This window comes from Pontixanthobacter gangjinensis, assembly GCF_009827545.1.
In the GTDB taxonomy this organism is placed as follows: domain Bacteria; phylum Pseudomonadota; class Alphaproteobacteria; order Sphingomonadales; family Sphingomonadaceae; genus Pontixanthobacter; species Pontixanthobacter gangjinensis.
The window spans coordinates 175,338-200,983 of sequence record NZ_WTYS01000001.1; the positions used below are offsets into that span (position 1 = coordinate 175,338).

At 55.2% G+C, this 25,646-nt stretch carries 21 protein-coding genes; 16 read left to right on the plus strand and 5 right to left on the minus strand.

Annotation, left to right across the window (positions count from 1 at the left end; genetic code table 11):
- The first annotated feature begins 59 nt into the window (after window positions 1-59).
- From GRI36_RS00825 to GRI36_RS00840, 4 genes are all read left to right on the plus strand, one after another.
- Window positions 60-1,193 (plus strand): serine hydrolase domain-containing protein, encoded by a 1,134-nt coding sequence (locus GRI36_RS00825; protein ID WP_160596737.1) that lies wholly within the window; start codon window positions 60-62, stop codon window positions 1,191-1,193.
- 187 nt (window positions 1,194-1,380) lie between these two features.
- Entirely contained in the window at window positions 1,381-2,652 is a 1,272-nt protein-coding gene (locus GRI36_RS00830; protein ID WP_160596738.1) for a pilus assembly protein TadG-related protein, read from the plus strand.
- Window positions 2,649-3,110, plus strand: coding sequence for a TadE/TadG family type IV pilus assembly protein (locus GRI36_RS00835; RefSeq protein WP_160596739.1), 462 nt, complete (start codon window positions 2,649-2,651; stop codon window positions 3,108-3,110). The genes GRI36_RS00830 and GRI36_RS00835 overlap by 4 nt, the downstream gene beginning before the upstream one ends.
- The gene (locus GRI36_RS00840; protein WP_160596740.1) at window positions 3,107-3,514 is read left to right on the plus strand and encodes a TadE/TadG family type IV pilus assembly protein; all 408 of its coding nucleotides are present in this window, start codon (window positions 3,107-3,109) and stop codon (window positions 3,512-3,514) included. The genes GRI36_RS00835 and GRI36_RS00840 overlap by 4 nt, the downstream gene beginning before the upstream one ends.
- Before the next feature lie 104 nt (window positions 3,515-3,618).
- Here GRI36_RS00840 and GRI36_RS00845 read toward each other — a convergent pair whose 3' ends face one another.
- The 4 genes from GRI36_RS00845 to GRI36_RS00860 form a co-directional block, all read right to left on the minus strand.
- Complete coding sequence (locus GRI36_RS00845) at window positions 3,619-4,077, minus strand: hypothetical protein (RefSeq protein ID WP_160596741.1); 459 nt, start codon at window positions 4,075-4,077, stop codon at window positions 3,619-3,621.
- 182 nt (window positions 4,078-4,259) lie between these two features.
- Window positions 4,260-8,576 (minus strand): DNA-directed RNA polymerase subunit beta', encoded by a 4,317-nt coding sequence (gene rpoC, locus GRI36_RS00850; RefSeq protein WP_160596742.1) that lies wholly within the window; start codon window positions 8,574-8,576, stop codon window positions 4,260-4,262.
- A gap of 57 nt (window positions 8,577-8,633) precedes the next feature.
- Window positions 8,634-12,839, minus strand: coding sequence for a DNA-directed RNA polymerase subunit beta (rpoB, locus tag GRI36_RS00855; RefSeq protein WP_160596743.1), 4,206 nt, complete (start codon window positions 12,837-12,839; stop codon window positions 8,634-8,636).
- A complete protein-coding gene (locus tag GRI36_RS00860) occupies window positions 12,811-13,152 on the minus strand; it encodes a hypothetical protein (RefSeq protein WP_160596744.1) in 342 nt (113 codons plus the stop codon). The genes rpoB and GRI36_RS00860 overlap by 29 nt, the downstream gene beginning before the upstream one ends.
- A 94-nt stretch (window positions 13,153-13,246) precedes the next feature.
- Here GRI36_RS00860 and GRI36_RS00865 point away from each other — a divergent pair, with 94 nt between their 5' ends.
- From GRI36_RS00865 to GRI36_RS00900, 8 genes are all read left to right on the plus strand, one after another.
- Entirely contained in the window at window positions 13,247-14,284 is a 1,038-nt protein-coding gene (locus GRI36_RS00865; protein ID WP_160596745.1) for a 50S ribosomal protein L11 methyltransferase, read from the plus strand.
- 122 nt (window positions 14,285-14,406) lie between these two features.
- Window positions 14,407-14,568: a hypothetical protein gene (locus GRI36_RS00870; RefSeq protein WP_160596746.1), complete on the plus strand. Its 162-nt coding sequence runs from the start codon at window positions 14,407-14,409 to the stop codon at window positions 14,566-14,568.
- Between the two features lie 21 nt (window positions 14,569-14,589).
- Window positions 14,590-15,120, plus strand: a complete 531-nt coding sequence (locus tag GRI36_RS00875) for a DUF2975 domain-containing protein (RefSeq protein WP_160596747.1) — start codon at window positions 14,590-14,592, stop codon at window positions 15,118-15,120.
- The gene (locus GRI36_RS00880) at window positions 15,120-15,353 is read left to right on the plus strand and encodes a helix-turn-helix domain-containing protein (RefSeq protein WP_160596748.1); all 234 of its coding nucleotides are present in this window, start codon (window positions 15,120-15,122) and stop codon (window positions 15,351-15,353) included. Before GRI36_RS00875 ends, GRI36_RS00880 begins: the two co-directional genes overlap by 1 nt.
- Window positions 15,354-15,401: 48 nt before the next feature.
- Entirely contained in the window at window positions 15,402-15,644 is a 243-nt protein-coding gene (locus GRI36_RS00885; protein ID WP_160596749.1) for a hypothetical protein, read from the plus strand.
- A gap of 382 nt (window positions 15,645-16,026) precedes the next feature.
- Window positions 16,027-16,542: a 50S ribosomal protein L10 gene (rplJ, locus tag GRI36_RS00890; RefSeq protein WP_160596750.1), complete on the plus strand. Its 516-nt coding sequence runs from the start codon at window positions 16,027-16,029 to the stop codon at window positions 16,540-16,542.
- Between the two features lie 71 nt (window positions 16,543-16,613).
- Window positions 16,614-16,982: a 50S ribosomal protein L7/L12 gene (rplL, locus tag GRI36_RS00895; protein ID WP_160596751.1), complete on the plus strand. Its 369-nt coding sequence runs from the start codon at window positions 16,614-16,616 to the stop codon at window positions 16,980-16,982.
- Between the two features lie 286 nt (window positions 16,983-17,268).
- Window positions 17,269-19,515, plus strand: coding sequence for a DUF305 domain-containing protein (locus GRI36_RS00900; RefSeq protein ID WP_160596752.1), 2,247 nt, complete (start codon window positions 17,269-17,271; stop codon window positions 19,513-19,515).
- A 40-nt stretch (window positions 19,516-19,555) separates the two neighbouring features.
- Here GRI36_RS00900 and GRI36_RS00905 read toward each other — a convergent pair whose 3' ends face one another.
- On the minus strand, window positions 19,556-19,945 hold the full coding sequence (locus GRI36_RS00905; protein WP_160596753.1) for a c-type cytochrome: 390 nt from the start codon (window positions 19,943-19,945) through the stop codon (window positions 19,556-19,558).
- A gap of 159 nt (window positions 19,946-20,104) precedes the next feature.
- Here GRI36_RS00905 and GRI36_RS00910 point away from each other — a divergent pair, with 159 nt between their 5' ends.
- From GRI36_RS00910 to GRI36_RS00925, 4 genes are all read left to right on the plus strand, one after another.
- Window positions 20,105-21,511 carry an MATE family efflux transporter gene (locus GRI36_RS00910; RefSeq protein WP_160596754.1) on the plus strand — a complete coding sequence of 469 codons (1,407 nt, stop codon included), beginning with the start codon at window positions 20,105-20,107 and terminating at the stop codon, window positions 21,509-21,511.
- Between the two features lie 165 nt (window positions 21,512-21,676).
- On the plus strand, window positions 21,677-21,964 hold the full coding sequence (locus GRI36_RS00915) for a co-chaperone GroES (RefSeq protein ID WP_160596755.1): 288 nt from the start codon (window positions 21,677-21,679) through the stop codon (window positions 21,962-21,964).
- 52 nt (window positions 21,965-22,016) lie between these two features.
- The gene (gene groL, locus GRI36_RS00920; protein ID WP_160596756.1) at window positions 22,017-23,669 is read left to right on the plus strand and encodes a chaperonin GroEL; all 1,653 of its coding nucleotides are present in this window, start codon (window positions 22,017-22,019) and stop codon (window positions 23,667-23,669) included.
- Window positions 23,670-23,792: 123 nt separating this feature from the next.
- On the plus strand, window positions 23,793-25,631 hold the full coding sequence (locus GRI36_RS00925; RefSeq protein WP_160596757.1) for a DUF885 domain-containing protein: 1,839 nt from the start codon (window positions 23,793-23,795) through the stop codon (window positions 25,629-25,631).
- The last annotated feature ends 15 nt before the right edge of the window (window positions 25,632-25,646 follow it).

Here is a 25,646-nt window from a genome sequence, read left to right on the forward strand (position 1 = left end):
ACAAGCTGCGACGCGCATCGGGCTTCCCATTGCCAAAATGCACAGCTAGCATTGCGAGCATGACATCTGACACAATTATCGCCGAAGCGATTTCATCCGCCGGATTACCCGGTGCCACCGCCATGATTGTTGACCGCGATTCGGTCCGGTTCAGCGGAGCCTGGGGAGAGGCAGATGCTATCGCCAGAACCCCGATGAAGCTGGATACTATTTGCCAGATCGCGAGCATGACCAAGGCGCTGGTATCCATCGCCGCTATGCAATTGGTGGAGCAGGGCAAACTAACGCTCGACGGGCCGATAGGCGATGTTCTGCCCGAATTGGCCAACCCGCAGGTGCTGACCGGTTTTGGCGAGGACGGAAAACCGCAATTGCGCGCTGCTGCGCGTCCGATTACTTTGCGCCACCTTCTCACCCACACTTCGGGCCTCGGATATTTCTTCGTCCACCCAGAAGTCCTCCAATATTTCGCGGCTACCGCCATGCCTGCGCCCGGCACCAAGGCGAGCATTACGATGCCGCTGATGTTCGATCCGGGAGACAAATGGGAATATAGCGTCGGAACCGATTGGGTCGGGCTTGCCGTGGAGGCAGCATCGGGCATGACACTTGGTGACTATCTCTCTCAGTATATTCTCGGGCCGCTCGGTATGAAGGACACTGCATTCCGGCCACAATTACCCGAAGATGCGGCGAAAGTTCACACTCGCCAGCCTGGCGGTGGCTGGGCGCATTCACCAATGAATCTGGGCGGCGGCGAGTTTAACAGCGGCGGCGGCGGACTGTCCTCCACTGCACCCGATTATGGTAAATTCCTGCAAATGATCCTCCGCGGCGGCGAACTGAACGGCAATCGTATTGTCAGCGAAGAAACCATCGCTGAAATGTCGCGCAACCAGATAGGCAACTTGCGCGCTGGTTATATGGGATCGGCCATGCCTGACCTCGCCCCGCCATTTGACGCAATGCCCGACCAGCACACCGGCTGGGGGCTTGGATTCATGATTAATCCCGATCCGGTCGCGGGCGGGCGCTCTGCAGGAAGCCTCGCGTGGGCCGGAATATTCAATTCCTATTACTGGATCGATCCCGAAGCGGGGATTGCGGGAGTGTTCATCAGCCAGTTGAGCCCGTTCGGGGATGCGGGCGCGCTCGAAGCCTTCTCCGCGTTGGAGAAAATGGCTTACGCCTGATCGCGCGATACAACAGTTTACATTTGGAATCATGTTGGATTTGCTAATAACCATTTGTAATTTAACAGGTTTTTGAAATAGTTGATGGCTTTCTTAACAGCCAATTTACCATGCTCTTTCACGAATAAAGAACATGCGGGCTTGTATGTCGGCGCTTGCAAGAAGAATAATTAAAAAGAGCGTCGGCATGAATGCATCGCAAAAGAGTCGCAGAAGCCTGCAATCGCTCCTCAAGGATGTGAGGGGTAATACTTTGGCTGTTTTCGGACTGTCTTTGCTACCTTTGCTTGGCACGGTCGGAATCGGGATTGATATTGCCCAATGGGTGGTCTGGAAGCGCCAGCTTCACTCGGCCGCTGATCTGGGTGCCTTGGCTGGCGCACGTGCGCTTGCCGACAAGCACAACCCGGACAAAGCAACCCAAGAATCGCTCGCGCATAATGCCTTGCGCAGCTTCACTACCGATGCGGTCCAATCCCCACCATCAGTCGGCAAATATAAAGATGATACTAATGCGGTGCGGGTCGTACTGAGCACCAAGCAGGCGTTGCCATTCTCTAGCCTTTTCCTTTCTACTGCCCCAACAATCAGGGCGTCTGCAGTCGCTTTGAACGCTCAAGAAGTTCCCAACTGCGTGATTACGCTAGATACCTCGTCGACCGGCGTTACCATATCGGGCAGTTCGCGGGTGGTGATGAGCTGCGGTCTCGCTTCGAATTCAAATTTCGATGCGACCACTTCGGACTATATCGACGTTGGCGCATTGTCCGCCGTCGGCATAGTCAACACTGGCGGAGCCGTGTCGGCTGATACCAAAGTGAATGACGGAATTGATGCCGTAGCCGACCCCTATGCAGGCAAACTGCCCCTGCCGAACGCGCAAAGCAGTTGCTCACCTAACAGCTGGCCGCTGATCAAAGCCTCCACGACTATCAATCCGGCAACGAGCGGAAATTGTTTTCTTGGACTGCAGATCACTGGCGGCACCACAACTTTGATGCCTGGTGTCTATCTGATCGGAGAAAAAGGCATCAGTATCGCGGCAGGGGCTACGTTAAAGGGCACCGGCGTCACGCTGATTTTCACCAGCACCGCAAGTCCGTTCAACGATAGGAAAGTCGGCACATTCGATGCAGCGGGTGGGGCAACGGTGCAATTGTCCGCACCAACGACAGGCACCTATGCGGGTGTGTTGATGTATCAGGATCCACGCACGCCCGATACAGCGCGCAATTATCTGAACGTAACCGGTAATTCCTCCTCGTCGTTTCAGGGATCAATCTATGCGCCCAGCGTCGGGGTGAAGTTTACAGGCAACAGCAGTATGGTCACCGATTGCTTACAGATTGTGGCGCTCTATGCCGCGTTTGAGGGCAACACCGATATCACTAACAAATGTCCTTCGGGTTCCGGGGCTTCGTCTTTCGGCGGCGGCGGCGCGGTCAGGTTGGTGGAATGATGATGCGCCTACTTTCCATCCTCCGCCGCGACAGTGCAGGCACAGCCGCAATTGAGCTGGGCATCATCTTGCCGGTCTTGGCCATGATCACACTCGCCTCTGCCGATTTCGTGATGGGTTTTGGCTACAAGATGAATTTGCAGCAATATGCACAATCGGGCGCGGATTATGTCGTCGCCAGCGGCGCTACGCTGCCAACTGATACTGACATTAAAGATGAAATTGCCTCCCTCAGCGGATTGAGTACGTCAAAGATTACCATAGCAAAATGGACCGAGTGCAACGCAAAAAAGACCTTAGACATATTGGGGCTCTGTCCAGGATCATCGGACGTGCGGGCGCGGTATATACAAATCGATGTCGCAGATACTTACGACCCGATTCTGGATGTTTCGGGGATTGCTGATTTTGTCCAAAGTTCCAAGCTGACCGGGTCTGTTGTGGTGAGGTTGCCATGATGCGAGCGTTCACCAGTATATTACGCAAGGATGCACGTGGTGGCGCGATAATCGAATTCGCATTGGTCGCGCCTCTGCTGATCGTCATGCTGCTCGCCACGATGAATCTCGGCATCTACTATTTTGCTCAGAATTCCATCGACAATGCAATCGACGAAGCCGCGCGAAAGGCTACGGTCTATCCCACGCCCAGCGACACTGCCTTGACCACTGTGTTCAACGAGGCGATTTTGAAAGGCGAAAAGACTGGCACGATCAACTTCACAATTGCGAAGGGAGCCACCGCATCGGGCGTCGATTACATGACACTGACCGCAGCCTATTCCGTTCGCATGAATCTTGTATTCACCGACCTCGGCTCGATCCCGGTCAGGTCCGAACGCAGAGTTTATCTGAACAATTAGAGTCGGCCGTTACAATGAGGCACCGAAAATTCAGGTGATTGTAACATTTTAGCCCGCCGGACGGGGTCGTCTATCCGGCGGGCACCCAAGCGGTTCAGGGCCGCTTAGAAGTTGTCTTCGTCGTCAATCGTGTAACCGTGGCCAGATTCTGTCCAAAGCCTGTCCCTCTGGCGCATTTCTGATTTGGCATCGGCCAGCGCTGCTGCGCGGTTCCGGCCAAAGCCAAGCGCCCATCTGTTGAAGTGACCGCCACTCCGGGTCTTTGTCCGCTTGGTCTTGATCAGCACGAAATATGCCGTGCCGGTATCGAGATGCGTGGGGTTACGGCGGCAATATGGTGTCCTGTCCGGATAGTTCTTTCGATGGTCAGCCCGCGCCGCCTTTATCGCGTCATCGCCATCGACGCTCGGCTGCGCGCCCCAACGCATAAAATACTCTCCATCATACTGCTCATTGGTTCTGTTGTCAGACAGATCGATGCACACTGCTGCACCACCGGCGAAGGCCGGTGTCGCGGGTGAAAGCGCTCCAAGCGCGGCGGCGATTGCGAGTAGTTTTTTCATGTGATCGTTCCCTGAAACGAGAGTTGCGTGGGATCTCCCCTAGATCCGTAGGGCTTGTGACAGGGATTATCACCGGGCCCTGTGATGTGGCTCACACCATTAGATCATGCCGCTCTTCGGCACAAAAAACCCCGCCAGAACCTAAGCTCCAGCGGGGTGATTTTGTTCGGAAAGCCTGAAATCTATTCGGCTTCAGGAGTTTCCGGCGTATCGGCAACAGCGCCCATGGCCGCGGCCATTGCGGCCTCATCCATCGGTGCATCAACCGGCATTTCTGTTTCCGGCTCTTCGGTGACTTCGCCAGCAGCTTCGGCAGCGGCAAGCGCGTCTTGCTGCTTCTTCCACTGTGCACGAAGCGCCGCATCGCGGCTGGAAGCCGTTACCCGCATCCGGTTCATACCCGCGCCGGTACCGGCAGGGATAAGACGGCCAACGATCACGTTTTCCTTCAGACCGATCAGCGTATCCTTCTTCCCTTCAACCGCCGCCTGCGTCAGCACGCGAGTGGTTTCCTGGAACGAAGCCGCCGAGATGAACGAACGTGTTTGCAACGAAGCTTTGGTGATGCCGAGAAGGATAGGCTTGCCTGTCGCTTTCTCCTGCTTCTTGTCGAGCTTGGCGTTGTATTCTTCCATCTCTTCGAAATCGACCTGCTCGCCGGCCAGCAAAGTCGTGTCGCCGCCATTGGTGATTTCAACTTTCTGCAACATCTGACGAACGATCGTTTCGATGTGCTTATCGTTGATTTTCACGCCTTGCAGACGGTACACTTCCTGAATCTCGTCGACCAGATATTCGGCAAGCGGTTCGACACCGAGGACATCAAGGATGTCATGCGGGTTCGGGCTGCCCGAGATGAGCGTATCGCCCTTCTTCACGAAATCGCCCTCTTGAACGTCGATCACCTTGGTCTTGGCGATCAGATATTCGACGCGATCCCCTTCCTCGGGAACAATCGCAATCTTGCGCTTGGCCTTATATTCGCGGACGAATTCGATCTTGCCGGAGATTTTGGCGATGATCGCATTGTCTTTCGGAATACGCGCTTCGAACAGCTCGGCAACACGCGGCAGACCGCCGGTGATGTCGCGGGTTTTCGATGCCTCACGCGATGCACGGGCAAGAATGTCGCCCGCTTGCACTTCTTGACCATCATCAACCGACAGCGAGGTGCCCGGTGCCAGCATATAGCGCTGAGCATCGGTTTCGCCGTCTTCGCTTATTTCCTCGCCTTTACCCAGCAGGGTCAGACGCGGACGCATGTCTTCCTTCTTCTTACGGCCAGTTGCACGGTTTTCGGTAACAACACGTTGGGCGATACCTGTGGCATCGTCGACGCGTTCTTCCATGGTCGTGCCGTCGAGCAGATCCTGGAATCGCACCACGCCCGATTGCTCGGTGATGATTGGCAGAGTGAAGGGATCCCATTCCGCCAAACGGTCGCCTTCCTTGATCTTCGCGCCGCCTTTGTTGAGAAGCATGGTGCCGTAAGGAACCTTGTGCATTTCACGCTCACGGCCCTCGGCATCGATAACCACGATTTCGCCGTTACGGGCCAAGGACAGCATACGGCCGTTCTTGTCGGTAATGGTGGGCATATCGCGATATTCGACAGTACCATCGGAGATAGCTTCAAGATGGCTGGTTTCGTTAACCTGCGCCGCGCCGCCAATGTGGAATGTCCGCATCGTCAGCTGGGTGCCCGGCTCGCCGATGGACTGTGCAGCGATAACGCCGACAGCTTCACCGATGTTGACCGGAGTACCGCGAGCAAGGTCACGTCCGTAACATTTGCCGCAAACACCTTGCTTTGCTTCGCAAACCAGCGGTGAACGGATCTTGGCCGATTGAACTTCAGCCGCTTCGATTTCCGCAACCATTGGCTCGTCAAGCAAGGTGCCTGATTTCACGATGACTTCTTCAGTCTTCGCGTTGATCAGATCTTCGGCGGTTGTCCGGCCCAGAATACGCTCACCGAGCGATGCGATAACCGAACCACCCTGAACAATCGCACGCATTTCCAGCGCGTGATCGGTCTTACAATCTTCCTCGACGATGACGCAATCTTGCGACACATCGACCAGACGGCGTGTGAGGTAACCCGAGTTAGCGGTTTTCAGCGCCGTATCCGCGAGACCCTTACGGGCACCGTGGGTGGAGTTGAAGTATTCGAGAACGGTCAGACCCTCTTTAAAGTTCGAGATGATCGGTGTTTCGATAATCTCGCCCGACGGTTTGGCCATCAGACCGCGCATACCCGCCAGCTGCTTCATCTGGGCAGGCGAGCCACGCGCACCGGAGTGGGCCATCATATAGATCGAGTTGATGTTCGCTTGGCGGCCATCGCTGTCGATTGGTTGAGCTTTAATCTCGTCCATCATCGCGTCAGCAACAGTGTCACCACAACGCGACCAAGCGTCGATGACTTTGTTGTATTTTTCCTGCTGCGTGATCAGGCCGTCCTGATATTGCTGTTCGTAATCAGCAACCAGTGCTTTCGCATCGGCGATCATGCCATCCTTGCTGTCAGGGATGATCATGTCGTCCTTACCAAACGAAATACCAGCCTTAAACGCGTGGCTGAAGCCCAGCGTCATGATCGCATCGGCGAACAGGACAGTGTCCTTCTGGCCGGTGTGACGGTAAACTTGGTCGATAACGTCACCGATTTCCTTCTTTGTCAGAAGACGGTTGATGATGTCGAAAGGTACCTTGTGGTTCTTCGGCAGACATTCGCCAATCAGCAAACGGCCCGGCGTGGTGGTGAAGCGAGTAAGGACAATCTTGCCCTTCTCGTCAGCCTGCGGGACGCGGGTGATGATCTTGGAGTGGAGCGTAACTGCGCCGACTTCCAAAGCGTGATGCACTTCGGCCATATCGGCAAAGCGTGGCAGCTTCTCGATCTTCTCACCATTTTCTTCGGCGAATTCAGGAGTATGTTCCTGACGGTCCATCGAAAGATAATAGATGCCGAGAACCATATCCTGCGAAGGAACGATGATAGGCTTACCATTGGCAGGAGAGAGGATGTTATTGGTCGACATCATCAGCACGCGTGCTTCGAGCTGGGCTTCCAGCGAAAGCGGCACGTGAACTGCCATTTGGTCACCATCGAAATCGGCGTTAAAGGCCGAACAGACCAGCGGGTGAAGCTGGATAGCCTTACCTTCGATCAATACGGGTTCGAACGCCTGAATGCCAAGACGGTGAAGCGTTGGTGCGCGGTTGAGCATGACGGGGTGTTCGCGGATGACTTCATCCAGAATATCCCAGACTTCCTTACGCTCTTTCTCGACCCATTTTTTGGCTTGCTTCAAGGTCATCGAAAGACCTTTGGCATCCAGACGGGCATAGATGAACGGCTTGAACAGCTCGAGCGCCATCTTCTTTGGCAGACCGCACTGGTGAAGCTTCAATTCCGGACCGGTCACAATAACCGAACGGCCCGAGTAATCGACACGCTTACCAAGAAGGTTCTGGCGGAAACGGCCCTGCTTACCCTTGAGCATATCGCTCAAAGATTTCAGCGGACGCTTGTTGGCACCAGTGATCACGCGGCCACGGCGGCCGTTGTCAAACAGCGCATCGACGGCTTCTTGAAGCATGCGCTTCTCGTTGCGCACGATGATGTCCGGTGCGCGCAGTTCAATCAGGCGCTTCAGACGGTTGTTACGGTTGATAACCCGGCGATACAGATCATTAAGATCGGACGTTGCGAAACGGCCGCCATCCAAAGGCACCAGCGGGCGCAATTCCGGCGGAATAACCGGAACCACCTCAAGGATCATCCATTCAGGGCGGTTGCCCGAACCGATGAAGCTTTCGACGACTTTCAGACGCTTGATGATCTTGGCTGGTTTCAACTTGGATTTGGTAACCCGCAGCTCTTCCATCAGATCGTCGCGTTCTTGCTCGAGATCGAGATCCATAAGCATGAATTTGACTGCTTCGGCGCCGATGCCGGCGGAGAACGCGTCTTCGCCGTATTCGTCTTGCGCTTCGAGCAATTCGTCTTCGGTCATCAGCTGGAATTTCTCCAGCGGCGTAAGGCCCGGCTCGGTGACGATGTAGCTCTCGAAATAGAGAACTCGCTCAAGCTGCTTCAATTGCATATCGAGCAACAGGCCGATGCGCGAAGGCAGCGATTTCAGGAACCAGATGTGCGCAACTGGCGCGGCCAGTTCGATGTGGCCCATCCGCTCGCGGCGGACCTTGGTCACGGTCACTTCAACGCCGCATTTCTCGCAGACGACGCCCTTATACTTCATCCGCTTGTACTTGCCGCACAGGCATTCGTAATCCTTCACCGGACCAAAGATGCGGGCGCAGAACAGGCCGTCACGCTCAGGCTTGAACGTGCGGTAGTTGATGGTTTCCGGCTTCTTAATTTCGCCGAAGGACCAGCTGCGAATGCGCTCTGGCGAGGCCAGACCGATCTGGATTTGGTCAAAAGTATCCGGCTTTGCGAGCTGGTTGGTGAATTTGGTTAGATCATTCATAATTTAGCTCCGTCTCCCCTCCCGGCTCGGGAGGGGTGGGATCAATATTCGTGCGGTTTATTCGGCTGCGATCTTGATGCCATCATCATCGTCACCATCGGTGATCGAGGACAATTCGACATTGAGACCCAGGCTGCGCATTTCCTTGACGAGAACGTTGAAGCTCTCTGGAATACCCGCTTCGAAGGTATCGTCACCCTTGACGATAGCTTCGTAAACCTTGGTCCGTCCGATCACGTCATCCGACTTCACAGTGAGCATTTCCTGCAGCGTGTAAGCTGCGCCGTAGGCCTGGAGTGCCCAGACCTCCATCTCACCGAAGCGTTGACCACCGAACTGCGCCTTACCGCCCAGCGGCTGCTGGGTAACAAGCGAGTAGGGGCCAATCGAACGGGCGTGGATCTTGTCATCGACCAAGTGGTGCAATTTGAGCATGTAAATATAGCCCACTGTCACCTTACGGTCGAAGCAATCACCGGTGCGGCCATCAAACAAATCAACCTGCCCCGAACCGGGCAAGCCAGCTCTTTCAAGCATGGTGGTGACATCGCCTTCGCGGGCACCATCGAACACTGGCGTACCCATTGGCACACCATTGGTCAGATTACCGGCCAGTTCGACGATTTCCGCAGTTGAACGTGCATCGATTTCACCGTGATAATCATCACCGTAAGCGTGCTTGAGGCGTTCAATTACTGCTTCTGGCGGAGTCGCCTTGGCGTAATCTTCAGCCGCGTTCGGGTTTTCGCGCTTCCACTCTTGCAAGGCTTCGGTAACCTGCTGGCCAAGACCACGTGCGGCCATGCCCAAGTGAGTTTCGAAGATCTGCCCCACGTTCATCCGCGAAGGCACACCCAGCGGATTGAGCACGATGTCGACTGGCGAACCGTCTTCTAGGAACGGCATGTCTTCTTGCGGAAGGATCCGCGAAATGACACCCTTGTTCCCGTGACGTCCGGCCATTTTATCGCCCGGTTGGAGCTTGCGCTTTACCGCAACGAATACCTTGACCATTTTGAGGACACCCGGAGCGAGTTCATCGCCGCGCTCCAACTTTTCCTTACGGTCTCGGAATTTGTCGTCGATGATCTTCACAGCATCGTCATATTGCGACTTGATGGCTTCCAGCTGCTGCTGACGAGTGTCGTCGGCAACCGCAAATTTGAACCATTCGTGCTTATCAACCGAGTCAAGAATTTCCGCGTCGATTGTGACGCCTTTCTTGACGCCCTTCGGAGTAGCCGAGGCCGTTCCTTCGAGCAGCATGTCGTGCAAGCGGTTATAAGTCGCGCGGTTGAGGATCGCACGTTCATCGGCGCTATCTTTACGCAGACGTTCGATTTCCTCGTTCTGGATTGCCCGCGTACGGTCATCGATTTCGATACCGTGACGGTTAAACACACGCACTTCGACAACTGTGCCCGCCACACCTGGCGGGAGGCGCATGGATGTGTCGCGGACGTCCGAAGCTTTCTCACCAAAGATGGCGCGGAGAAGTTTTTCTTCCGGTGTCATCGGGCTTTCGCCCTTCGGTGTAATCTTACCGGCCAGAATGTCACCAGGGTGCACTTCCGCGCCGATATAGACGATGCCGGCTTCATCGAGGTTGCGAAGTGCCTCCTCGCCGACGTTGGGAATATCACGTGTGATATCTTCCGGCCCAAGCTTGGTATCGCGGGCCATGACTTCGAATTCCTCGATGTGAATCGAGGTGAAGACATCATCCTTCACGATGCGCTCGGAAATGAGGATACTATCTTCGTAGTTGTAACCGTTCCACGGCATAAACGCGACGAGGCTGTTCTTGCCAAGCGCCAGTTCACCCAGATCGGTTGACGGACCGTCGGCGATAATATCGCCTTCTTCGATCACATCATTGACCTTCACCAGCGGGCGCTGGTTGATGCAAGTGTTCTGGTTGGAACGTTGGAACTTCTGCAGAGTGTAAATGTCGACGCCGGACTGGCCAGCTTCGACATCGCCAATCGCACGGATAACGATACGCGTTGCATCGACTTGGTCGACGATACCGCCGCGGCGAGCCGAAATCGCAGCACCCGAATCGCGCGCCACAGTTTCTTCCATGCCGGTGCCGACAAACGGCGCTTCGGCTTTCACCAAAGGCACAGCCTGACGTTGCATGTTCGAACCCATCAATGCGCGGTTGGCGTCATCATTTTCCAGGAATGGAATGAGCGAGGCCGCAACCGAAACCAACTGCTTGGGCGAAACGTCCATTAGCGTGATCTGATTGTTGGGCAGCATTACAAACTCGCCAGCCTGACGGGCCGAAACGAGCTCTTCAACAAAAGTACCATCGTCGTTGAGGGCAGCCGAAGCTTGCGCAACCGCATGCTTCTGCTCTTCCATCGCCGACAGATAGTTCACTTCACCGGTAACCTTGCCGTCTTTGACAGAACGGTAAGGCGTTTCGATGAAACCGTATTTGTTGACGCGGCTGAACGATGCGAGGCTGTTGATCAGACCAATGTTCGGGCCTTCCGGCGTTTCAATCGGGCAGATACGGCCATAGTGGGTTGGGTGGACGTCGCGGACTTCGAAGCCGGCACGCTCTCGTGTAAGACCACCCGGCCCAAGCGCCGACACACGGCGTTTGTGGGTGACTTCGGACAGCGGGTTAGTCTGATCCATAAATTGCGACAGCTGCGACGAGCCGAAGAATTCACGAACCGCAGCAACCGCCGGCTTCGCATTGATCAGATCGTTCGGCATAACAGTCGAAACATCGACGCTGCTCATCCGCTCTTTAACGGCGCGCTCCATACGAAGCAGACCAACGCGGTACTGGTTTTCCAGCAGCTCGCCAACCGAACGAACACGGCGATTGCCGAGGTTGTCGATGTCATCGACCTCGCCTTTGCCGTCTTTCAAATCGACCATTTCCTTGACCACGGCGAGGATGTCTTCCTTACGCAGGGTGGTCACGGTGTCTTCGGCGTCCAGTTCAAGACGCATGTTGAGCTTCACACGGCCAACAGCAGAAAGGTCATAACGCTCACCATCGAAGAACAGGCCTTCGAACAGAGCTTCTGCGGTTTCCTTGGTTGGCGGTTCACCCGGACGCATGACTTTGTAAATCGCTTCGAGGCCTTCGTCGCGATTTTCGGCCTTGTCGACTGCAAGTGTGTTGCGGATCCACGGGCCGGTGTTGATTTCATCGATGTCGAGCAGTTCGAGATGGTCGATCCCGGCATTGTCGAGAATTTCGAGGTTCTCGGCCGAAACTTCATCACCCGCTTCGATGTAAATGCGGCCCGTTTTCTCGTCGATCAGATCGCGAGCGGCATAGCGCGCAAAGACTTCTTCTGTCGGGATCAGCAGCGTTTCAAGACCATCCTTGGCAGCTTTGTTGGCCGCACGCGGGCTAATCTTCTGATTGGCGGCAAAGATTTCTTCGCCAGTTTTGGCATCGACCAGCGGGAATGCCGGCTTGGCATTACGCCATGCATCGGCAACGAATGGCATTTTCCAGCCACCCTCTGCGCCGCCCTTCCCGGCGACACGTTCCCAAGTAACAGTGTCGTAGAAGTGGTCGAGGATACCTTCGTGATCGAGGCCCAGCGCGAACAGCAGGCTGGTTACCGGCAGCTTGCGCTTACGGTCGATACGAACATTGACAATGTCCTTGGCGTCGAATTCAAAATCGAGCCACGAACCGCGATAAGGAATTACGCGTGCGGCGAACAGAAGCTTACCCGACGAGTGGGTTTTGCCGCGATCGTGGTCAAACAACACACCCGGCGAACGGTGCATCTGGCTGACAATAACGCGCTCTGTGCCATTGATGATAAACGTGCCGTTGCCGGTCATGAGCGGCATATCGCCCATGTAAACATCCTGCTCTTTAATATCGAGTACAGAACGGGTTTCGGTTTCTTGGTCGACCTCGAACACGATCAAACGCAGCGTCACCTTCATCGGCGCCGCGTAAGTAATACCGCGCTGGCGGCATTCGGTTGTGTCGTATTTTGGCGGCTCAAGTTCGTAATGCACGAAATCAAGCTCGGCAGTGCCGGCGAAATCGCGAATCGGGAACACGCTGCGAAGCGTCTTTTCGAGACCTGAAACATAATCAATCGAAGGGTCGCTGCGGAGGAACTGTTCGTAGCTCTCGCGCTGGACTTCGATCAGGTTTGGCATTTTCACAACTTCGTGAACATCGCCAAAAATCTTACGGATGCGTTTTTTCGCAGTACCGGTGTTCGCCCCGGTCTTACGAATTGGTTTTGCCTTGGTCGCCATGGAGGTAAGTCGCCTCTTTATCAGTAAGGCTGGCACTTGGTAGCCAGCGGTAAATATGTGTCTGCGCGCGGAACACGCCATTATCGAAAACGCAAAATAGCCGCAGCGAATCGCACCCGATTAGGCACTGCTGCAGCTTGAAAACGTCGCGACTATGGAAACGCCACTTCCGTTCTTGGACCGGCCCTCGCGTAAAGGCCGCTCGCGCTCGAAGTAAGCGATTGACGGTCATATAGGATTTGGGGTGCCAACTGTCAAACGATTGCAGGGCGATCATCTGATAGAAATAGGCTCCACCATACTTTGGGGCCATACTTTGGTCCCATACTTTGGTCCCAAACTTTGGCCCCAAACTGCGGTCCAATCCTGCGACTTGCATTTTAGCGGCATTCCGTCAGAAAACCGCAATGAACAAACCCGCCAAGCCGCCGCTCCATCGAGACGTTGAAGCATTCTTGCGAACGGGGATGGAGTTGGCAACCAGCGACAGGGGGGAACTTGCCCTCTCCTTGGCTGCAAAGGCATTGGCCGAGGTGCCCGGAGACCCGCGCATGGCGGCGTTCGGACGATTGGTAAGCAGCCATCAGGTGCCCAAATTCCACCATGGCATGCTGCGCGATACGCAGCGCAACCAGCTCTACCGTAAGGCTATTGAACGGCTCGCTCCTGGCCGAAAAGTGCTTGATATCGGGACTGGGTCGGGTCTGCTGGCGATGATCGCTGCACGAGCCGGCGCGGAAAAAGTGATAGCATGCGAACTCAATCCGATGCTGGCGGCTACTGCCAGAGAGATAGTCGCCGCAAATGGCTTGTCCGAGAAAATCACGGTAATCGGTCGGCATTCGGGGATGCTTGACCGGAATGGCGATCTGGATGGCGGCGCCGACCTGGTCATCTCGGAGATATTTTCAGATGATTTGCTCGGAGAAAGTGTGCTCCCCGCTTTAAAACACGCAAGACAGGAACTGTGCGCGCCCGGCGCCATCTTCATTCCCGATAGTGCAGAAATCCTTGTCGCGGCAGTCGAATTTTCAGGATCTTCGATGGCTTTGGGCGAGGTGGAAGGATTCGATTTGTCGCTGTTCGAACGTCACCTCGGGCCCGTTCGAACATTCAATCCCGCCAGTGCCAACATAGCGCTAAGCAGTGATCCGCGGACATTGTTCCGGTTCGATTTTAACGCCGCAGATTATCCTGCGCTCAGCCGAGAGAATGAGATAGATTTGGGAATCCCAACCGCGGCAACCAATGGGCTGGCGCAATGGATCAGATTCACATTGGCGGAAGGGATTGTGTATGAAAACCGCCCCGGATCGGCCCGCGCCACTCATTGGCCGGTGCGCTTTACCCCGCTGGGCCCGCACACCAACCCAATCCGTAATGACCTCAGGATTGGCGGATGGCACAATGCAGAAAAATTGGCGATTTGGCCCCTTATCGACTAAGCTGCCCTTACGGTTATTATCGAAAAACAACCCTCGGCATATTGTTTTTCGATATTATTGATTGACAATAAATCGAATCGCCCTTATTGATTACCGATATCAACCATATTGGAGATCAACAAATGACAAATCTGTTCCAAAATTCGCTTGCGGCCTTTGCTGCGCTTCTCATTGCATCTGCAACCATGATGCCAGTCGTCACCGTACCACCTGCTCAGGCTAGCGAGGCCCAGGTTAGCGGGGCCCAGGTTAGCGAGATAGTGACCCTTAGCGTCGCAGCCTGAAGCTAGAAGCGGAGAGACCCCATGCCCTTAGTAAAAAGAGATCCGCTGCTAACAGCCGCTCGTTGGATCGTTAATTTCATCATGGCCGTCATGGCCTTCGCAGCATCGTTATTGCTGATCGCCATTCCAATTTTGCTCTTCAATCAAGGCAAAGTTGTTGCCGAAATCGTGGCAGAGCATCCTGAAGCCGCGGGATCGAGCCTGATCGGGCCGATTATAGTGCTTATGCTCGTAGTCATCGCTTTGTTCTGTTTGGCGATAACCTGGCTGGTGAATTTGCGCCGGATCATTGGCAGCGTTGCCCAAGGCGACCCGTTTATCCCGGTCAATGCCGACCGCTTGGCGCGGATGGGTTGGATTACCTTGACCATGCAACTCGCCGCTTTCCCAGCGACAGCTGTGGCCGGCTGGATTCAGACGCAAATCGATAATTTGCAATTGGATTTCGAATTCTCGCTGACAGGATTGCTGCTTGCCCTCCTTCTGTTCATTCTCGCCCGGGTCTTCCGCCACGGAACCGCGTTGCGTGACGATTTGGAAGGAACCGTCTGATGCCAGAGGATAATGAAACCGGGAGAATTACCGTGAAACTCGACGATTTGCTCCACGAACGCCGGATGACCCTGACGCAATTGGCTGAACGCGTGGGTTTAACCCTTGCCAACCTGTCGATCCTTAAAACTGGTAAAGCCAAGGCTATACGTTTCTCTACGCTAGAGGCAATCTGCCGCGAACTGGATTGCCAGCCGGGTGATTTGCTTGGCTACCACGCAGACTCGCCATGAGCTTCGAGGACTGCTAGTTGGCCTTCGAATCAACAGAAGGAATTGATTATGAAGAAAATTATGATGGTCGCTCTCCCTTTTGCTTTTGCTCTCACTGCCTGTGATGGCGCAAAGGAAGACCTCGGCGAAGAAATGGACGACGTAACAGAAGCACAAGCTGAAGTGATCGACGAAAAGTCTGACGTTCTTGAAGCGCAAGCTGAAATCGCAGAGGAAGCTGGTAACACCGGCGAAGCCGCGGAGCTCGAAGCTCAAGCAGAAACAATGGACGACAAAGCTGACGGAATGTAGTTCCGCCTAATCTTATTACAGCAAGAGGCCTGCCGCGAACGCGGTGGGCCTTTTGTGTTTCAGGGCCAGGGCAGTGTCGTCAAATCGGTTGACTCCTGCACCGGGTCCGCTAGACGCGCCCTCGTTCACTGGGCTGACGGGCTCAGTGGACATCCGTCCGAGACAGTTGGCGAAGGCAATCTGGCCTTCTTAATCTCCAGCCGAGACGGGGACAGAGATTTTCACGAAGCGCCCACAAGGCCTTCGTACCGCGCTTGCTCCAATAATTGGCAGCGCACCTCCTTCCCCAACAACGGACTCGCCCTTTTCGCTCCGGCGGATTGGACAAATGTAGCCGGCCGTTTGGCGTTACTGCCACACGGCCATAGTGAAGGAGTAAGGCATGGATCGTTCGCAAAAATCCGACGCGGTCGCTGCACTTAACGCAACTTTCACAGAGAGCGGTGTCGTAGTTGTCACTCGCAATCTGGGCCTTTCGGTGGCGCAATCCACCGAATTGCGTACGAAAATGCGGGAAGCCGGCGCATCGTATAAGGTTGCGAAGAACCGTCTTGCCAACCTCGCCCTGAAAGACACGGCATATGAAGGCCTCAGTGACTTGCTCACCGGCCCGACTGCACTGGCAACATCAAGCGACCCTGTCGCTGCTGCCAAGGCTGCTGTGGAATTCGCCAAGACGAACGACAGGCTCGAAATCGTCGGCGGATCAATGGGCGGGCAGATGCTCGATGAAGCTGGTGTGAAGGCTCTTGCCTCTATGCCGAGCCTCGACGAGCTTCGCGGCAAATTGGTTGGGCTCATCAACGCACCGGCGACGAAAATCGCTCAGGTCGTCAATGCACCCGCTGCCAAACTTGCCCGTGTCTTCGGTGCGTACAGCACCAAAGAAGCGGCGTAAGCGGTTTTTCTTTGAACATTTCGGGCTGCGGTACACCCGCTCCCGCCAAGCATTTTTTGGAGTATTAAATCATGGCAGATATCGCCAAATTAGTTGAAGAACTTTCGAAACTGACCGTCCTTGAAGCGGCTGAACTTGCCACTGCATTGGAAGATACATGGGGCGTTAGCGCCGCTGCTGCTGTTGCAGTTGCCGGTCCTGCTGCTGCTGCAGAAGCTGTTGAAGAGAAGGACGAATTTGACGTCATTCTTACCGGCGACGGCGGCAAGAAAATCCAAGTGATTAAAGAAGTCCGCGCCATCACTGGCCTGGGCCTCACCGAAGCTAAGTCACTCGTCGAGTCCGCTCCTAAAGCGGTCAAAGAAGGCGTGAACAAAGCTGAAGCCGAAGAAATCAAAGGCAAGATCGAAGCAGCCGGCGGTACTGTTGAACTCAAGTAATTGAGTTTGGCGGACTGCTTGGGTACGCTCAAGTGATCTAGCTTAAGAGTTTTGTGGGTGTCTTGAAGCGCCCGCAGATGGGAGGGCGGTACCGCAAGGTGCCGCCCTTTTTCATTGGGCCTTTTCCATTGGGCCTTTTCCATTGGGCCTTTTCCATTGGGCATATTCGGTTTCGCCTGTCGCCAGACATTTCCGATTAGCGGCTGAGGCCATCCGACAAACAGGGCTTGGCACAGGCCTCAAACTCCGCCAGCAACGTCCGACGAAAAACAAGGGATTGAACTTCATGCTGGCCAAATCACGCCTATTCGCAACCGTTGCAACCGCTGCCATATTGGTCAGCGCACCCACACTCGCCCAGACAGCGCCGATTGTTCAACCGGGCGCAGTAGGGCAGCCGGTCAAGGTGCTGACCGCGGATGAAGCGACTGCGCTAGCTTCAGCGTCCTACGCTCCGGCAGATGCAATGTTCATGCAGGGCATGATTGTTCACCACCAGCAGGCTGTCGATATGGCCGCGTTGGTGGGAGAACGGACCAATAAGGAAGAAATTCTCGCGGTTGCGGGCCGGATCAATTCTTCGCAAGCTGATGAAATCAAATTCATGACCGACTGGCTGACCGAAAAGGGCGAGCCGCTGAAAATGGACGGCATGGGCCACGCATCCCATATGGGCATGATGGGCATGGCAACGCCCGCCCAAATGGAGCAATTGGCAGCATCGCGTGGCACCAATTTTGACCGTCTGTTCCTAGAACTGATGGTTCGTCACCACACCGGCGCGATTGATATGGTCGATGACCTGATCGGCCAGCCGGGCACGGCTTCCGATCCGGTGTTCCTCGAATTCACCGACGAAGTGAAGAACGACCAGAATGCCGAAATCGAACGCATGAATGCAGTCCTTGCCAGCCTATCGGATGATCCGCGTGCGACCTTGACCGCAGGCCTGACCAATGCCGGTGAAGCGATTAGCAACCTTCGTAAAGTGGCATCGCTGCCCAAACCGACAGGCTTTTTCGATCCAACAAATCCGGCCGAACTGCGTCCGATTGTCGCCGCGAAAGACGATGATGAAAAAAGCGAGCTTGGCAAAGTGGTGGCAGCGGTTGCTGTAATTGCCGATGCCCTCAAAGTCGGTGAGCCCGATAAGCCAAAGAAACCGGAATTCGCAAAACGCGGACCGCTGCTCGATTTTGCCAATACCGACATGGCTTTCAGCGGCGATATTCTGGTTGCAGGTAGCTATCACGGTTTCAATGCGTATCGGCTAGGCGATGACGGTATGCCGAACCTTTTGAGCTCGGTGGTTTGCCCCGGCGGACAAGGTGACGTTTCGATTATTGGCGACCTGCTGATCATGAGCGTTCAGGATACAAGGGCTCGCAAAGATTGCGGCCTGCAAGGCGTGCCAGAGACGATTAGCGATGAACGCTTCCGGGGCTTGCGCATTTTCGACGTGTCCGATTGGGCCAATCCGCTGCAAGTCGGACAGGTTCAGACATGCCGCGGGTCGCATACCCACTCGGTAGTGTCGCAATCGGACGACGCGTTAATCGTCTACAATTCGGGCACTTCGCGCATTCGTGACGAGAAGGAGTTGGCAGGCTGCATCGGAGATGTTCCCGGTGATGACCGGACCGCGCTGTTCCGTATCGACGTGATTGAAATTCCGCTGGCTGATCCATCCAAATCGCGCATTGTCGATAGCCCGGCTGTGTTTGCCGATCCGGCAACTGGCCGGCTCGCCGGGCTATGGCAAGGCGGCGACCATGGCGACGAGACACAGGAAACCAATTCCACCAATCACTGCCATGACATTACCGTATTTCCCTCCCTGAAACTGGCTGCTGGCGCCTGCTCGGGCAATGGCATTATATTCGACATCAGCGACCCCCTTGCCCCCAAGCGGATCGATGAAGTGACCGACAAGGGCTTCGCCTATTGGCATTCCGCCACATTCAACAATGACGGCACCAAAGTGATGTTCACCGACGAATGGGGCGGCGGCGTACGGCCCCGCTGCCAGGCAACCGACCCACGCAATTGGGGCGCCAACGCCATCTATGAAATCGTCGATCAGAAACTGGAATTCCGCAGCCTCTACAAACTGCCCGCGCCGCAAGGCGACAAGGAAAACTGCGTGGCGCATAATGGGTCAATCATCCCCGTTCCGGGCCGCGATATTTTTGTTCAGGCATGGTATCAGGGTGGCATCAGTGTGATCGATTTCACCGACGCGACCAACCCGTTTGAAATCGCCTATTTTGATCGCGGACCGATTGATAAAGACCAGCTGGTCACAGGCGGGTACTGGTCAGCCTATTGGTATAAGGGCCGCATTTACGGCACCGAAATCACGCGCGGTCTGGACGTGTTCGCGCTGGAGCCAAGCGAATTTTTGAGCGCAGAAGAAATCGCCGCAGCTGAATCCGCCAATCAAGGCGATACGTTCAACCCGCAAACGCAATTCCCGGTCACCTGGTCCGCTGAAATTGTGTCCAAGGTAGAGAACAGCCGCAAAGGCGGATAATACGCTCGTATTGATAGGGCTGCCTCTATTCAGGCAGCCCTCATAGCGTCTTCAGATAGCCGATTATCTCGGCGCGCTTTTGTGCATCTTTCAGGCCGCCGAAACTCATCTTTGTGCCGGGCACCGCAGCTTGGGGGTTTGTCAGATAGGCATCGAGCGAGGCCTCGTCCCAAACCAAGCCGGATTCGCGTATGGCAGAGCTGTAGGCATAATCGCCGACATGACCGGCCTTGGCCCCCACCACCCCAGCCAGCGACGGGCCGATCAGCTTCGCACCGGGCGCGATACCGTGGCATGACGCACACTGGTTGAATGCTTTGGGCCTGTCACCCATCGCAAATTCAGCCTCATCTTCTGAAACGCCAGATTGTCCGCATCCGGTTAACGTGAAAACCGCAATTCCCAATAGTGCCAGACGGATCGATTTCACAATTATGCTCCCAGAAAGTTGCCGCCCTCTTGCCGCCGCGATTAGGCTAAATCAAGCACCGTGCTGTGGCGGCATAGACGCTACCCCAGCGTGAAATAGGCCCAGCTCGAATTTGCCTCTTTGTCGCGCGCCGCCGCTTCCCTATCCGACACCGTTGTGATGGCGCATTCGCATGACCTAAGCGCTGACCCCCGTAAAATCGAACGGGCACTTTGGCGCACAGAGCTAGGAGCCACTTTGCGGCTTTCCTGGCCGCTGGCGCTTGCCAATCTACTGCAGATGTCGATCTATATCGTCGATGTGATATTTATCGCGCGGCTCGGCGAGGAACCGCTTGCAGCGTCGGGCCTTGCTGCTGGCTTATTTGGGCTGGTAGTTTGGACCCTGGCGTCGTTAACAGGCGCTGTCGCCCCGCTGATCGCTGAAGCAATCGGCTCGCGCTCCCCTTCATTTCGTCCGGTCCGCCGGGCGACACGAATGGCGCTATGGCTGGCTTTGCTAGCTGGTATCGCGGGGATGGGCCTCAGCCTGTTGCTCGGCCCGGTTATGCAACTGACAGGGCAAGAGACTGCGATCATCGCGCTCGCCAATGAGTATAATTACGTGATTATATTCTCGATGATCCCCATGCTACTCGCATCGGTGTTGCGCAATTATGTCTCTGCCTTGGGCCGCCCGGTTTTCGCTACGGCAATCACAGCGCTGGGAATACCGGTCAACGCGCTGGCCAATTACGCATTCATCTTTGGGAATCTCGGCGCGCCGGAGCTTGGTATTACCGGCGCGGCAGTCGCCACCATCATCACCGCCTTCGTGACGCTCGGAGCGTATGTCGCAATCATTTTGCTCAGCGCGCCCCTTGCACGCTACCGGATTTTCTACAGGTTTTGGCGACCTGACTGGCAGCGTTTCTGGTTAATCTTGCGGATAGGAACCCCAATCGCGCTTACTGTAATGGCAGAAGCGGGCGTGTTCAGCGCGGCGGCATTTTTGATGGGCCGGATAGGCGCAGCGGAACTCGCCGGTCACATAGTGGCGCTCAATATCGCCGCGCTGGCATTCCAGGTTCCTTTTGGCGTGGGACAGGCAGCCACAATTCGTGTCGGATATTTCTATGGTGCGCGTGATCCCAAGGGGATCAAACTTGCGGGATGGCTGTCACTTGCAATCGGCACCGGGTTCATGGCTTTAACGGCTGCCGCAATGGTTCTGGTGCCTGAGACATTATTGCAGATATTTGTTGACCCCTCCGATCCTGCCAATGCCGATCTGGTCCGTTTTGCCTTGCAATTCCTGGTCCTTGCCGCGGCATTCCAGCTGGTTGACGGTGTGCAAGCGGTTGCGGCTGGTGCCCTGCGCGGATTGCAGGATACGCGCGTCCCGATGTGGATCGCAATTTTCAGCTATTGGGTGCCCGGCTTTGGGCTTGCCGTTGGTCTCGGTTTCTTTACGCCGCTCGAAGGAACGGGCGTTTGGATCGGCCTTGCAACGGGCTTGTCATTTTCCGCTATTTTCCTAACTTGGAGATGGATCTTGCGGGACCGGATTGGCCTGACCCACAGATAAACTCTGCCAAACTGGAGATGTCTGACAGAATGATTGTCTGTGCTGAATTTTTTCCCGCGCCAACCTGTTGACTCGTGGCATCGGGATACCCATTTCCCTCTCGTTGGCACTCTCACCCTGAGAGTGCCAAGATGTTTTAACCATTTAAACGAAGAGGTCATCACTATGGCATTTCGTCCGCTTCACGACCGCGTGCTCGTTCGCCGCATCGAAGCCGATCAAAAAACTGCTGGCGGGATTATTATTCCCGACAGCGCTCAGGAAAAACCCAGCGAAGGCGAGATCGTCTCGGTCGGTTCAGGTTCCAAAGCAGAAGACGGCACTGTCACCCCGCTTGACGTTAAGGCTGGCGACCGCGTGTTGTTCGGCAAATGGTCGGGCACCGAAGTCCGGGTCGACAATGAAGATCTGATTATCATGAAAGAAAGCGACATCATGGGGATCGTTACCTGATCCGTCATCGCTAACGCTTTAATTCATACAAACCAATTCAGGAGAAACCAACATGGCAGCCAAGGACGTAAAGTTCTCGCGTGACGCACGCGAAGGCATCCTCAAAGGCGTAGATATTCTCGCCAATGCAGTCAAAGTAACACTCGGCCCCAAGGGCCGGAACGTCGTCATCGACAAAAGCTTCGGCGCACCGCGTATCACCAAGGACGGCGTAACCGTCGCCAAGGAAATCGAACTTGCTGACAAGTTCGAAAATATGGGTGCGCAAATGCTCAAGGAAGTTGCGTCCAAGACCAACGACCTTGCCGGTGACGGCACCACCACTGCAACCGTACTGGGCCAAGCGATTGTTCGCGAGGGCATGAAGTCGGTTGCTGCTGGCATGAACCCGATGGATCTGAAGCGCGGCATCGATCTGGCTGTGACCAAGGTTGTCGAAAACCTTGTCAGCCGTTCGAAAGACGTCGCTGGCACTTCCGAAATCGCACAGGTTGGCGTTATTTCCGCCAATGGCGACAAGGAAGTCGGCGAGAAAATCGCAGAAGCAATGGAAAAAGTCGGCAAAGAAGGTGTCATCACCGTCGAAGAAGCCAAGGGCCTCGAATTCGAGCTCGACGTTGTCGAAGGTATGCAGTTCGACCGCGGTTATCTGTCGCCTTACTTCATCACGAACCCCGACAAAATGTCAGTGGAACTCGAAAATCCTTATATTCTCATCCACGAGAAGAAGCTTTCGAGCCTCAAAGACATGCTTCCCGTTCTCGAAGCGGCCATGCAGTCGGGTCGTCCTTTGCTGATTATCGCGGAAGACATCGAAGGCGAAGCTCTCGCGACACTCGTAGTCAACAAGCTGCGCGGCGGCCTGAAGGTTGCTGCGGTCAAGGCACCTGGTTTCGGCGATCGACGCAAAGCAATGCTGCAGGATATCGCTATCCTGACCAAGGGTGAAATGATCAGCGAAGATCTCGGCATCAAGCTCGAGAACGTCACGCTGGGCATGCTGGGTGAAGCCAAGCGCGTAACCATCGACAAGGACAACACTGTCATCGTTGATGGCGCTGGTTCGGCTGACGATATCAAGGCACGCGTCGGTGAAATCAAAGCACAAATGGAAGCCACCACTTCCGACTACGACAAGGAAAAGCTGCAAGAACGTCTGGCGAAACTTGCTGGCGGTGTTGCAGTGATCAAAGTCGGCGGTGCTTCTGAAGTTGAAGTGAAGGAACGCAAGGACCGTGTTGATGACGCGCTCCACGCAACCCGCGCTGCGGTTGAAGAAGGCATCGTCCCTGGCGGCGGTACTGCGCTTCTTTACGCAACCAAAGCTCTCGCCGGAATGAAGGGCGAAAATGACGACCAGACCCGTGGTATCGACATCGTCCGCAAGGCGATTATCGCACCTGTCCGTCAGATCGCCACAAACGCTGGCCATGATGGCGCTGTAATCTCCGGCAATCTTCTTCGTGAAGATGACGAGACAATGGGCTTCAACGCAGCAACCGACACTTACGAGAACCTCGTAGCTGCTGGCGTAATCGACCCGACAAAGGTCGTTCGCGTTGCTCTGCAGGATGCGGCATCGGTTGCTGGCCTGCTGATCACCACCGAAGCAGCCATTGCTGACACGCCTGAAGAAAAAGGCGCTGGCGGCGGCATGCCCGACATGGGCGGCATGGGCGGTATGGGAGGAATGGGCGGCTTCTAAAGCGCTCAATTCTCGCAAAGCTAACAAGGAGGCCCGGGGGAGAGATTCCCCGGGCCTTTCTTTTCATGCAAAGCTGACGCATCGTACCGGGAATCTTGAACACCATTTGAGGATTCGCCGATCATGAAACGCTTTGCCGCCCTTTTGCTCGCTTCGGCCGCCATCACCAGCTGCAGCCCCATCGGCGCGCAAGTCGCCACGATTGAATGCGCCACCACGCAAACCGAATGCATCAACATTTGGTTCGACGATAAGTTTGACGAACTGGTCGCTTTCAGCCCGCTGCAACAGACAGCGCTCGGCATGAAAACCGATTACGACAAAATCGACGATTTAAGCGTAGAGGCCGAGCAGAAGCAGCTCGAATGGTGGCAGCAGACAACTGCCGAGATGGAAGCCAATTTCGACTATGACGCGCTGTCAGATGATGCCAAACTGTCATGGGACATGTGGCAGTTCCGCACGGATCAGGCAGAAGCGGGCGCCGAATTCCGCGGCCAGCAATATATTCTTCATCAGATGAATGGCACGCATTCGGGCCTGCCCAGTTTCCTGATCAGCCAGCACCGGGTTGAAAGCGAAGACGACATGGTGGCATTTATCGCACGCATCGGCGGTATCGGGACCGCAATCGATCAATCACTGGTTCGGGCGCAGGACAATGCCAAGGCTGGCACCCGCCCTCCGCAATTTTCCTATGATGCGGTGATTGCCGAATCAAAGAAAATCACCAGCGGCACGCCATTCGATGAAAGCGGCGAACCATCAGCGCTATGGACCGCGAGCGAGGGGCACCTTGATACCCTGACCAAAGATGGGGTCATCACAGCAGAACGCGCGAGCGAATTGCGCGAAGAGGCACGGACCGCGCTAACCGATAATTTTGCTCCTGCTTACACCCGCGTAATCGACTGGTTTACCAAAGACCGTGAAAACGCAGATGCCCAAGCACGCGGCGTAAGCGCGCTGAACGATGGTGCTGATTTCTATAATTACCGCCTCAATGCCATGACCACCACCGATCTGACGGCAGACGAAATCCACGATATCGGCCTGTCAGAAGTCGCCCGCATCCGGACTGAAATGGAAGCTATCACCAAGCAGGTCGAGTATGATGGCGACTTACAATCCTTCTTCACATTCATGCGCGAAGATGATCAATTCTACTTTTCGAATGATGATAAGGGCGCACAGGATTATATCGACGCTGCGAAGGGTCACCTCGCCTTCATCGACACCAAACTGCCTGAATATTTCGGAATTCTGCCCAAGGCTCCGCTAGAAGTCCGCCGCGTAGAACCGTTCCGCGAACAGGACGGTGCAGCGCAGCATTACCGCACAGGCACGCCAGACGGATCGCGACCTGGTATCTATTACGCGCATTTATCCGATATGCGTGCGATGTCGATTCCGGCGCTGGAAGTGATCGCGTATCACGAAGGCAATCCCGGTCACCATATGCAGCTGTCCATCGCGCAAGAACTGACTGGCATCCCGAAATTCCGCTCGCAAGGCTTCTATCTTTCCGCCTTTGGCGAAGGCTGGGGCCTCTATTCGGAGCTTCTCGCCAAGGAAATGGGCGCATACAAAGACCCCTATTCCGACTTTGGCCGTCTAACGACCGAAATGTGGCGCGCAATCCGGCTGGTGGTTGACACGGGCATCCACTCCAAAGGGTGGACTGAACAGCAAGCGGTCGATTACTTCCTCGCCAATTCACCAATCCCCGAAGCAGCAGTAAAGTCAGAGGTCCGCCGCTACATCGTGATGCCTGGCCAAGCGACTGCTTACAAAATCGGCATGCTCAAAATACTTGAATTGCGCGCAAAGGCCGAGGCAGATCTTGGCGATGATTTCGATATTCGCGGGTTCCACGACACCGTGCTTGGTGGTGGTTCGGTGCCGCTCAATCTGCTTGAAACACGGGTGGACCAATGGATCGCAGAAGTGAAAGGCGGCTGATATTTTTGCAATTGG

What these genes read in the sequence shown, in the direction of transcription:
- rpoB (WP_160596743.1), bottom strand. Translation starts at nt 12,839, where the DNA reads ATGGCGACCAAGGCAAAACCAATTCGTAAGACCGGGGCGAACACCGGT.
- GRI36_RS00880 (WP_160596748.1), top strand. Translation starts at nt 15,120, where the DNA reads ATGCCAGAGGATAATGAAACCGGGAGAATTACCGTGAAACTCGACGAT.
- GRI36_RS00870 (WP_160596746.1), top strand. Translation starts at nt 14,407, where the DNA reads ATGACAAATCTGTTCCAAAATTCGCTTGCGGCCTTTGCTGCGCTTCTC.
- GRI36_RS00835 (WP_160596739.1), top strand. Translation starts at nt 2,649, where the DNA reads ATGATGATGCGCCTACTTTCCATCCTCCGCCGCGACAGTGCAGGCACA.
- GRI36_RS00885 (WP_160596749.1), top strand. Translation starts at nt 15,402, where the DNA reads ATGAAGAAAATTATGATGGTCGCTCTCCCTTTTGCTTTTGCTCTCACT.
- GRI36_RS00830 (WP_160596738.1), top strand. Translation starts at nt 1,381, where the DNA reads ATGAATGCATCGCAAAAGAGTCGCAGAAGCCTGCAATCGCTCCTCAAG.
- GRI36_RS00915 (WP_160596755.1), top strand. Translation starts at nt 21,677, where the DNA reads ATGGCATTTCGTCCGCTTCACGACCGCGTGCTCGTTCGCCGCATCGAA.
- rplJ (WP_160596750.1), top strand. Translation starts at nt 16,027, where the DNA reads ATGGATCGTTCGCAAAAATCCGACGCGGTCGCTGCACTTAACGCAACT.
- GRI36_RS00825 (WP_160596737.1), top strand. Translation starts at nt 60, where the DNA reads ATGACATCTGACACAATTATCGCCGAAGCGATTTCATCCGCCGGATTA.
- rplL (WP_160596751.1), top strand. Translation starts at nt 16,614, where the DNA reads ATGGCAGATATCGCCAAATTAGTTGAAGAACTTTCGAAACTGACCGTC.
- GRI36_RS00865 (WP_160596745.1), top strand. Translation starts at nt 13,247, where the DNA reads ATGAACAAACCCGCCAAGCCGCCGCTCCATCGAGACGTTGAAGCATTC.
- groL (WP_160596756.1), top strand. Translation starts at nt 22,017, where the DNA reads ATGGCAGCCAAGGACGTAAAGTTCTCGCGTGACGCACGCGAAGGCATC.
- GRI36_RS00860 (WP_160596744.1), bottom strand. Translation starts at nt 13,152, where the DNA reads ATGGCCCCAAAGTATGGTGGAGCCTATTTCTATCAGATGATCGCCCTG.
- GRI36_RS00925 (WP_160596757.1), top strand. Translation starts at nt 23,793, where the DNA reads ATGAAACGCTTTGCCGCCCTTTTGCTCGCTTCGGCCGCCATCACCAGC.
- GRI36_RS00840 (WP_160596740.1), top strand. Translation starts at nt 3,107, where the DNA reads ATGATGCGAGCGTTCACCAGTATATTACGCAAGGATGCACGTGGTGGC.
- rpoC (WP_160596742.1), bottom strand. Translation starts at nt 8,576, where the DNA reads ATGAATGATCTAACCAAATTCACCAACCAGCTCGCAAAGCCGGATACT.
- GRI36_RS00875 (WP_160596747.1), top strand. Translation starts at nt 14,590, where the DNA reads ATGCCCTTAGTAAAAAGAGATCCGCTGCTAACAGCCGCTCGTTGGATC.
- GRI36_RS00845 (WP_160596741.1), bottom strand. Translation starts at nt 4,077, where the DNA reads ATGAAAAAACTACTCGCAATCGCCGCCGCGCTTGGAGCGCTTTCACCC.
- GRI36_RS00900 (WP_160596752.1), top strand. Translation starts at nt 17,269, where the DNA reads ATGCTGGCCAAATCACGCCTATTCGCAACCGTTGCAACCGCTGCCATA.
- GRI36_RS00910 (WP_160596754.1), top strand. Translation starts at nt 20,105, where the DNA reads ATGGCGCATTCGCATGACCTAAGCGCTGACCCCCGTAAAATCGAACGG.